The 8567-nt window shown below is 69.4% G+C and carries 11 protein-coding genes; 3 read left to right on the top strand and 8 right to left on the bottom strand.

Features of this window, described 5'->3' with window-relative positions; genetic code table 11:
- The 5 genes from VFF46_RS06900 to VFF46_RS06880 all read right to left on the bottom strand — a co-directional run.
- The coding region (locus tag VFF46_RS06900) for a hypothetical protein (RefSeq protein ID WP_325036181.1) at positions 1 to 391 on the bottom strand (391 nt) is incomplete at its 3' end.
- A gap of 85 nt (positions 392 to 476) precedes the next feature.
- Entirely contained in the window at positions 477 to 791 is a 315-nt protein-coding gene (locus VFF46_RS06895) for a hypothetical protein (protein ID WP_325036180.1), read from the bottom strand.
- Between the two features lie 156 nt (positions 792 to 947).
- The gene (locus tag VFF46_RS06890) at positions 948 to 1499 is read right to left on the bottom strand and encodes a hypothetical protein (RefSeq protein WP_325036179.1); all 552 of its coding nucleotides are present in this window, start codon (positions 1497 to 1499) and stop codon (positions 948 to 950) included.
- A gap of 33 nt (positions 1500 to 1532) precedes the next feature.
- Complete coding sequence (locus VFF46_RS06885) at positions 1533 to 2312, bottom strand: ABC transporter ATP-binding protein (protein WP_325036178.1); 780 nt, start codon at positions 2310 to 2312, stop codon at positions 1533 to 1535.
- Positions 2300 to 3631, bottom strand: coding sequence for a 2-isopropylmalate synthase (locus tag VFF46_RS06880; RefSeq protein WP_325036177.1), 1332 nt, complete (start codon positions 3629 to 3631; stop codon positions 2300 to 2302). The genes VFF46_RS06885 and VFF46_RS06880 overlap by 13 nt, the downstream gene beginning before the upstream one ends.
- Before the next feature lie 183 nt (positions 3632 to 3814).
- Here VFF46_RS06880 and VFF46_RS06875 point away from each other — a divergent pair, with 183 nt between their 5' ends.
- On the top strand, positions 3815 to 4483 hold the full coding sequence (locus VFF46_RS06875; protein ID WP_325036176.1) for a FadR/GntR family transcriptional regulator: 669 nt from the start codon (positions 3815 to 3817) through the stop codon (positions 4481 to 4483).
- A gap of 15 nt (positions 4484 to 4498) precedes the next feature.
- On the opposite strand, the gene VFF46_RS06870 is transcribed toward VFF46_RS06875, so the two are convergent.
- The 3 genes from VFF46_RS06870 to glpX are packed head-to-tail and all read right to left on the bottom strand — an operon-like array spanning position 4499 to position 6950.
- On the bottom strand, positions 4499 to 4975 hold the full coding sequence (locus VFF46_RS06870) for a hypothetical protein (protein WP_325036175.1): 477 nt from the start codon (positions 4973 to 4975) through the stop codon (positions 4499 to 4501).
- 2 nt (positions 4976 to 4977) lie between these two features.
- Positions 4978 to 5919 carry a carbohydrate kinase gene (locus VFF46_RS06865; RefSeq protein WP_325036174.1) on the bottom strand — a complete coding sequence of 314 codons (942 nt, stop codon included), beginning with the start codon at positions 5917 to 5919 and terminating at the stop codon, positions 4978 to 4980.
- Positions 5916 to 6950, bottom strand: a complete 1035-nt coding sequence (glpX, locus tag VFF46_RS06860) for a class II fructose-bisphosphatase (RefSeq protein WP_325036173.1) — start codon at positions 6948 to 6950, stop codon at positions 5916 to 5918. The genes VFF46_RS06865 and glpX overlap by 4 nt, the downstream gene beginning before the upstream one ends.
- Before the next feature lie 137 nt (positions 6951 to 7087).
- Here glpX and VFF46_RS06855 point away from each other — a divergent pair, with 137 nt between their 5' ends.
- Together VFF46_RS06855 and VFF46_RS06850 are read left to right on the top strand one after the other, a co-directional pair.
- Positions 7088 to 7795 carry a DUF4245 domain-containing protein gene (locus VFF46_RS06855; protein ID WP_325036172.1) on the top strand — a complete coding sequence of 236 codons (708 nt, stop codon included), beginning with the start codon at positions 7088 to 7090 and terminating at the stop codon, positions 7793 to 7795.
- Positions 7796 to 7968: 173 nt separating this feature from the next.
- Positions 7969 to 8567 (top strand): nucleotidyltransferase family protein (locus VFF46_RS06850; RefSeq protein WP_325036171.1); only part of this gene is annotated, 599 nt, incomplete at its 3' end.

Raw genomic sequence — 8567 nt, 5'->3', positions numbered from 1 at the left:
GGAGCACCAGGAACGAGCGCTCCAGCGGTATTCCGGTGACAATGCCGAACCCGCCCACCGCACTCCAGGCCAGGAACCCTTTCCGGCCGCTGCGGATCCCGTCGCGGCCGACGACCACGGCCGGGCGCCGCGCGACGAGTTGATAGGAAAGAGTCGCGATCACGGCGGCGTACACCAGCAGGACAGGGAAAGCCACGACAGCCTCGGGTGCGGGCGCACCGGCGAGCAACGGGACCAGCAGTACCAGCACGGGCGGCAGTAGCTGGAGTGGGAGCAATTGCAGAACCCACCGCCGCCGCAACGGAAAAACCACTCGTCCGGTACGACGCACTTCCGCGTCCCACTCGTCCGCCGAAGCGTCACCCATGTCGCGCATCAGCCCGCGCACCACCACGCCGTCCCCCAGCCACACGTCGCCACCCCCGCAGCAAAGTCACTGTAGTGGACCAGACCTCCGTCCGGAAGGTGAGTGGCCGTCATCCTTCCTGCGCAGCCGTACTGCGGTGCTGGTCGAGTAGATCTGACAGCCAATACCTGAACGCCGGCACGTTGCGCACGTGGTCCTCGCCCAGGCGGAGCTTTCTCCCGCGGACGCTCGGGACGACTGTCACGAAGCGGTCGCCCGGCGCTCCGTCCAGATCGGCGATGGCTCCGATCTCGTTCCAGGCAAGGAACCTGCGCCCGAGCCGGATACCGGAACTGTCGACCGTCAGGACCGGCCGCAGCGTGACAAGTTGCCAGACGCCGAAACACGCGGCGGCCACGCACAGCGCCATGACCAGGATGGCCAAAGCAGCCCAGATACAGCCGCTCTTCAACGCATTCGGCAGTTCTGTGCCGGTAAGGAACAACAGAGCGGCGGACCGCACACGCCTTGCCTCAGCGTCGGTCGGCGCCGGAGCGGAAAGATGACGCGTCCGGTCCGCCGTAGTTCGGCGGTCCAGAGGTCAGTGGGTCCGTCGCCAATCGCTGGCATCGTCGTCTCGCGGGGATTCGGTACGGCGCTGTTCCTCGAGGACCTCGTCGAGCCAGGTGCGGAAGGACTGGAGGTCGTTGACGTGCTGGCGGGTGATGACGAGGTCCTTGGCCCAGACGTTCTTCGGGTGGATCGGTAGCTGGCGCACAGGCCCGCGGAGGAGGCCGATGGAGCCTATGTCGGTCCACGCCATGAAGCGGCGGCCGGAGTGGATGCCGGTGTGGTCGACGACGAGGTACGGGCGCTGGGTGACGAAGGTCCAGACGACGAAGCCGGCGGTGCCGACGTACAGCACGATCGCCAGGTAGCCGAAGTACCGCCAGCCCGGCTCGTCGAGTATGTCCGGCAGACGAATCAGCGTGCCGGCCGAGATTCCGAAGTACAGCAGCGTCAGTTGCAGGAACAACCACCGGCGGATGGGAAACTCGACCCGTCTGTTCCGGTGCCACTCGACCATCCAGGCTTCGGGCAGGCGTTCGCCCATCACCGTCATGTTCCCCCCCAGGCCTCGTTCGATGGCCAAGGATGACACCTGGCGGTGGGTTTCGGACAGTCTTTAGTGGCGTCGTCGCGTAGTTGCGGTCCAGCGGCCGTTGTGGTGGGTGACGGTTATGGGGTGGGCGAAGGCGGTGGTGATCAGGGGGGTGGTGATGACGTCTTCGGCTGGGCCGGCTGCCAGGAGGTGGCCGTTGTGGATGAGGGCTGCGTGGGTGGTGCAGGTGGGGAGTTCTTCTAGGTGGTGGGTGACCAGGATCCAGGCGAGGTGGGGATGGCTGGTGTGGATCTGGTCGAGGACCTCGAGGAGTTGTTCGCGGGCGGCGACGTCGAGGCCGGTGGAGGGCTCGTCGAGGAGCAGGAGTTGCGGGTCGGAGATGAGCGCGCGGGCGATCAGTGCGCGGCCGCGTTCGCCTTGGGAGATGGTGGTCCAGGGCGCGTCGGCCAGTGCGCCGACGCCCAGCAGGTCGATCAGCTCCAGGGCACGCGCGGACTCGGCGGCGGTCGGTTCCCAGCGCGGCATGCGTTCGACGGTGCCGGTGAGGCCGGTGAGTACGACGTCCCGGATGCTCAGCGGCGACCGCAGCGGGTGCCGTGGATTCACGTGACCGATCGACTCCCGCAGCGTACGGATGTCGACCGTACCGAGCCGTCGCCCGAGGATTTCGACGGTGCCGCGCGTCGGATGCGTGACGGCGCCGCAGAGCCCGAGCATCGTGCTCTTGCCGGCGCCGTTCGGCCCGAGCAGCGCCCACCGCTCGCCCTCGCCGACGGTCAGCGAAACCCCGGAAAGCAACAGCTTTCCGTCCCGGACGAAGTCGACGTCCTTCAGTTCGAGCACCCGTAAACCTCCTCGTACAACACTTTCAGCTCCTCCGCGCCGGCTTCCCGCCCGCTCGCGTCCGTGTGCCGCTGCACGTGCTGCGCGAACTCCCGCTCGGCATCAGGCGTCAGCCGGATCCCGTACACGGATTCCAGCACATGCGCGATCCCACCCTTACCCGACTGGCTGTTCACCCGTACGACGGCCTCGTACCCGCGACCCACGTCCGCCGGATCGATCGGCAGGTACGGCACCTCCCAGAAACCGTCGTCCTGTACGGCGAAACCCTTGCGGATCGCGTCCTGGTGCGTACCCGAGAACGCTGTGTACACGAGCTGCCCGACGTACGGGTGCCGCGGATGGATCGGCATCCGTGTGCAGTACTCGACCACGGACCGGACCCGGTCGATGTCGCAGAAGTCGATCATCGGGTCGACGCCCTGCGCGTGCAGGTTCAGCGCGAGCGTGGCGATGTCGACGTTGCCGGTACGTTCCCCGTTGCCGAAAACGCAGCCCTCGACGCGTTCCGCTCCGGCGAGTACGGCGAGTTCGGCGCAGGCGATGCCGGTACCGCGGTCGTTGTGTGGGTGTACCGACAGGATGACCCCGTCCCGGCGCGGCAGGTTCTGGTGCATGTACTCGATCTGGTCGGCGTACACGTTCGGCGTCGCGGCCTCGACGGTTGCCGGCAGGTTCAGGATCACCGGCCGGTCCGGCGACGCGTCCCACTGCTTGGTGAGCCGGTCCGCGAGCTCGAGGACGAAGTCCGGCTCGGTCAGGTTGTACACCTCGGGCGAGAACTGGAACCGTACCGAGTCCCCGGCCAGCCGCTGGATCTCCTCCGACCCGGCGTAGATCATCGACGCCAGTTCGTCCCGCGATTTCCGCAGGACGACGTCCCGCCAGACCGGCGCGGTCGCGGCGTACATGTGGATGACCACGTCACCGCGGATCCCCGCGACGGACTCGACCGTCCGCTCGATCAGATCCTTGCGCGCGGGTGTGAAGACCACGATCGTGACATCGGGCGGTACGAGGTCCGACGAAGCCAGGAGGCGGACGAAGTCGAAGTCGGTCTGCGAGGCGGACGGGTACCCGACCTCGATCTCCTTGTAGCCGATGGCAACCATCAACTCGAAGAAAGCGCGTTTCCGTTCCGGATCCATTGGTTCGGCCAACGCCTGGTTGCCGTCCCGGAGGTCGACCGGGACCCAGAGCGGCGCCTGGGTGATCCGGTTGTCCGGCCAGCCGCGGTCGACGGGCGCGACGGGGACCTTCGCGAAGATGTCGCGGTACCGGTGGCTGGGCATCGGGGAGGGTTGCTGGCGGTTGATCACGACGGGGTCCTTCCAAGAGCGGGGGAGGACCGGCGGACGACTGCACTCCACGGAGGGAGCGCCGGTCGAATCAGCTCCCGCCGTGGCGGCCAAGAAGGAGGAGACCCGGGAGCAAGTGCATGCCGAGCACGCTATCAACTCCTCAGACAAGCTGACAAGTCCGATCCGCTTAGACTGACCCGCATGATTCGCCGACACCCGCTCGCCGAGCAGGCCGCCGAGGAGCTGCTGCGCCGGATCGGCAGCGGTGAATGGGCGCTCGGCGCCAAGCTCCCGGGCGAGACCACGCTGGCCGCGCAGCTGGGCGTCGGGCGTTCCACGATCCGGGAGGCCGTTCGCGAGCTGGCCGGGCGCCGGGTGCTCGAGAGCCGGCAGGGCGCGGGCGTGTTCGTGATCGCGCTGCAGGCCGCCGAGGACTGGGACAAGGTGCTGCGCAAGGCGGACATCACCGACGTACTCGAGGGCCGGCTGGCGATCGAGACCGAAGGCGCCCGGCTGGCCGCGTCCCGCCGTACGCCGGGGGACCTGAAGAACTTCCGCTACACGCTCGCGGACCGCAAGCGGGCGGCGGCGAACGCGCCGGACGACTGGTACATCGAGGCCGACCTGGCGTTCCATCGCGCGGTGGTGACGGCGGCGCACAACGCCGTACTGACCGAGCTGTTCGACACGTTCGTACCGCGGATCCGGCGGGCGATGGTCGACATGCTCAAGCTCGACGACGAGCACCGGCACCGGCACGACCAGGCCGCGCACGAGGCGATCGCGGACGCGATCCGCGCGAAGGACCCGGAGCTCGCGGCGGCCCGCGCCCGCGACCACCTGAGCGCCGTCCGCAGCTCGGTCAGCTAGTCAGCCGACCGATGCTCAATCAGCTGAGCGGTGCTCGGCGTGCAGCGCTCGCAACCAGGGTGCGAGCGAGTCGAGATCCTCGACGTTGTCCTGCGAGATCGAGATCGGACGGGTACGCCGGTCCGCCGGGCGCACCTGGACCGCGCGCGCGAACGGCACGCCCGTCGGTTCGTCGATGCTGGTGATCCCGGACCACGGCAGGCTCCGGCCGCGCGTGATGCCCTCGGCGTTCACCGTGACGACCGGGCGGTTCGTGACCAGCTGCCACCCGGTCAGCGCGGTGCCGTAGACGAACGCGGCGAGCGCGGTCAGCCGCAGTACGCCGAGGGCGCCGGACACGCCGTCCGTACGCAGGTGGTCGACGTTCGTCCACACCGACAGCACCATCAGCAGGCCGAACCCGATCAGCCGCACCCACAGCCTGCCCCGGCGCGGCGGGAAGTCCACACTGCCCTTGGACTCCAACTCGTCGGACCACGCCTCGGCGGACACCGTCAGGACCCCCAGGTCGCCGTGAACTCGGCCGCCGTCGGCGGGTCGGCGCCGTGCCGCGTGCAGGTGATCGCGGCCGCCCGTACGGCGTAGTCCACGACGTCGTGCAGCTCCTCGGCCGTCAGCCCGCCCAGCCGCCGCTCGCCGAGCAGCCCGCGCTGCTCCAGGCCCGCGATCAGCGCGGACATGAACGAGTCGCCGGCGCCGACCGTGTCGACGACCTCGATCGAGGGCGCGACCACGTCCACCTGCGCGTCCCGGCTGACCCCGAGCGCGCCCTTGCCGCCACGAGTGATCACCACACACTGCGTCCGCTCCGCGGTCAGCAGTTCGGCGGCGATATCCGCCGGATCCAGCCCCGGACGCAGGAACTCGCAGTCCTCGTCGCTCAGCTTCACCAGGTCGCTCAACGCGGCCAGCCTCCGTACGGCGGTCCACGTCGCGACCGGGTCAGGCGTGATGCTGGGCCGCGCGTTCGGGTCCAGGGTCACGGTCACCGGCTGGTCCGCGACCGACTCCAGGAACGCCAGGATCGCCGCCGCGCCGGGCTCGAGCACGGTCGCGATCGACCCGGTGTGCACGGCCGGGCAACCGCGCGACAACGACAGCGCCGGCGGCTCCCAGGTGATGTCGAACTGGTACGTCGCGACACCCGCCGCGTCGAGCGTCGCGGTCGCCGTACTGGTCCGGAAGTTCGGGTCGACGGACCCCGGCGCCAGCTGTACGCCGTTCCCGAACAGGTGCGCGCCGAGCTGGTCGCCGTACGCGTCCGTCCCGAACCGCGTGACCAGCTCGGTCGCCACGCCCAGCCGCGCGAGCCCCACCGCCACGTTCGCCGGAGAGCCGCCCGGCGTCGCCTGGGTCTTCCCGTTGCCGTTGCGCTTGCCCGCCGTACCGACAATGTCCACGAGAGCCTCGCCGATGACGAGCACGGGTGCGCTCATCGGGCGTGCTCGAAGTCGATGGCGGAGTACGCGCGGAGCTTCTCCAGCTGGTGGACGCTTTCGATCGAGCGGATCGTGCCGCTGCGGGAGCGCATTACGAGTGAGTGCGTGCGGGCCGTCGAGCGGCCGTACCGGACGCCGCGGAGCAGCTCGCCGTCGGTGATGCCGGTCGCGACGAAGAAGCAGTCGTCCCCGCTCACCAGGTCGTCCGTGTCGAGCACCCGGTCCAGGTCGTGCCCGGCGTCCAGTGCCTTCTGCCGCTCGACGTCGTCGCGCGGCCAGAGCTTGCCCTGGATCTTCCCGCCGAGGCACTTCATCGCGCAGGCGGCGATGATGCCCTCCGGCGTACCGCCGATGCCGAGCAGCATGTCCAGCCCGGTATCGGGCCGCGCGGCCTCGACCGCGCCCGCCACGTCGCCGTCGGAGATGAACTTGATCCGCGCGCCGGTGGCCCGGATGTGCCTGGCCAGCTCGTCGTGCCGCGGCCGGTCCAGCAGTACGACGGTCACGTCGTCGACGGTCGAGCCCTTCGCCTTCGCCACCCGGCGGATGTTCTCCGCGACCGGCAGCCGGATGTCGACCACCTCGGCCGCCTCCGGGCCGACGACCAGCTTCTCCATGTAGAAGACCGCCGACGGGTCGTACATCGAGTGCCGCGGCGCGACCGCCATCACGGCGATCCCGTTCGCCATCCCCTTCGCGACCAGCGTCGTACCGTCCACCGGGTCGACCGCGACGTCGCACTCCGGGCCCTGGCCGGCGCCGACCTGCTCGCCGTTGAAGAGCATCGGGGCGTTGTCCTTCTCGCCCTCGCCGATCACCACCACACCGTTCATCCCCACGGTGCCGATCAGCGTCCGCATCGCGTTCACGGCCGCGCCGTCAGCGCCGTTCTTGTCGCCGCGGCCGACCCAGCGCCCGGCGGCCATCGCCGCGGCCTCGGTGACCCGGACCAGTTCGAGGGCGAGGTTCCGGTCGGGCGCGTGCGCGTCGACCTCCAGGTGCGCCGGTGGCGTCGTCGGGTCCGTCACGCGTCCGCCCCGCTGCGCTCGGCTCCGGCCTGACCGATGCTGGGTGTTCGCTCGCTGCGCTCGCTCATGTCCACGGATCGTAGCCAACGCCCTTGGGTGGTGTTCGGGCGGATTGCGCAACGCGAGACACTGTGGGCATGAGTTCCACAGGTCAGGATGCTTCCGGGGCGGCCGAGGCTACCGAGAAAGCCCAGGACGAGGCCCGGGAACGCGCCCAGGACGGGGCGCCGGACCGCGCCCAGGACGAGGCGCGGGAGCGCGCCGAGGTGCGGGCGCGGGAGCGCGCCCAGGTGCTGGCCGAGGCGAACGAGTACCGGCAGGCCTACCGGCGGGACAAGGCGAAGTCGCAGACCGTCGGCAACATGGTGTTCGCGCTGGCGATCTGCCTGGCCGTGGTCGCGTTCCTGATCATCGTCACCTGGCGTCCGAAGCACGAAGAGGTGAAACCGGTCGAGTACACCGCGCAGCTGCAGGACGCCCGCAAGGCCGCGCCGTGGGTCCGCGGACCGGAGCCGATGCCGTCCGGCTGGAGCGCGAACAGCGTGGAGTTCCGCGCCCCGCAGCAGGAGCCGATGACCTGGCACCTGGGCACCGTGACCGACAAGAAGCTGTACGTCGGGCTCGAGCAGTCGAACATGGCGACCGGGAAGTTCCTCTTCGAGAAGCTCGGCCGGACCGCCGACGACGGCACCGCGACGGTGGCCGGGACGACCTGGCAACGCAAGGTCCTGCTGGACCGCAAGAACGAGAACGCCTTGGTCCAGGTGGTTTCCGGAGTCACCACGATCGTGACCGGGAACGCCGGCTACCCGGCGCTGGCGACGTTCGCGACCGCTCTGCACTGAGGTCTCGTGCTGATCTGAACTGCCCGGTATTGAACACTGTCCGCCCACTTACCGGACGGTCGTTGACACCTGCCGCGCGCAGGCGGTTCCATCGAAACTCGGCTTCTACGCTCGGGGACAGCGAAAAGAGTCTCGGATGCGCCTGCCGTGCCGGTCAGGGAAGTGACCCGGCCATGTTCATCACGGGGCTGTTGCTAGGTGCCGACAGTGCACCACATCTCGGTTCGCCCTGGCAGTTGCTGGCCTATCGCGGCGGGACGCTGTTCGGCGCGGCGCTGGACGGTGCGCGGGAGTGCGGTTTCGACCAGTTGGTCGTGACGCTCGGCAGCGCGTCCGCGCAGATCCGTGACCGGGTCGACCTGGACGGCGTACGAGTGGTCGAATCCCCGCACGCCGACACCGGCAGTTCGTCGATCGTGCCCGCCCTGGACGCGGTTGACCGACGCGCCGACGGCATCGTCGTACTCCCCGGCGACCAGCCCGGCATCACCTCGGCCGCCGTCTGGTCCCTGGTCGCGGAGGTCGCCACCCCGATCGGCATCTGCCGGTACGACGACGGCGAAAGCTTCCCCTGCTGGTTCGGCCGCGAACTCTTCGGCGAACTCCGCGAACTACGCACCGACACCGACCTCTGGACCCCGATCCACGACGCCACCCACCCGGTCACCAAAGTCGATGCCATCGGCAACATTCCGCCCCGCGCGACCACCTGGCCGACGTACCACCAACTCGTCTCCGGCACCCCCGCCCCACCCGAGGAACTCCACCCCAC

The sequence above is a fragment of the Kribbella sp. genome, from assembly GCF_035655035.1.
GTDB lineage: Bacteria > Actinomycetota > Actinomycetes > Propionibacteriales > Kribbellaceae > Kribbella.
The sequence above is the reverse complement of the archived record's forward strand: the minus strand, read 5'-3'. Positions and strand labels throughout refer to the sequence as shown.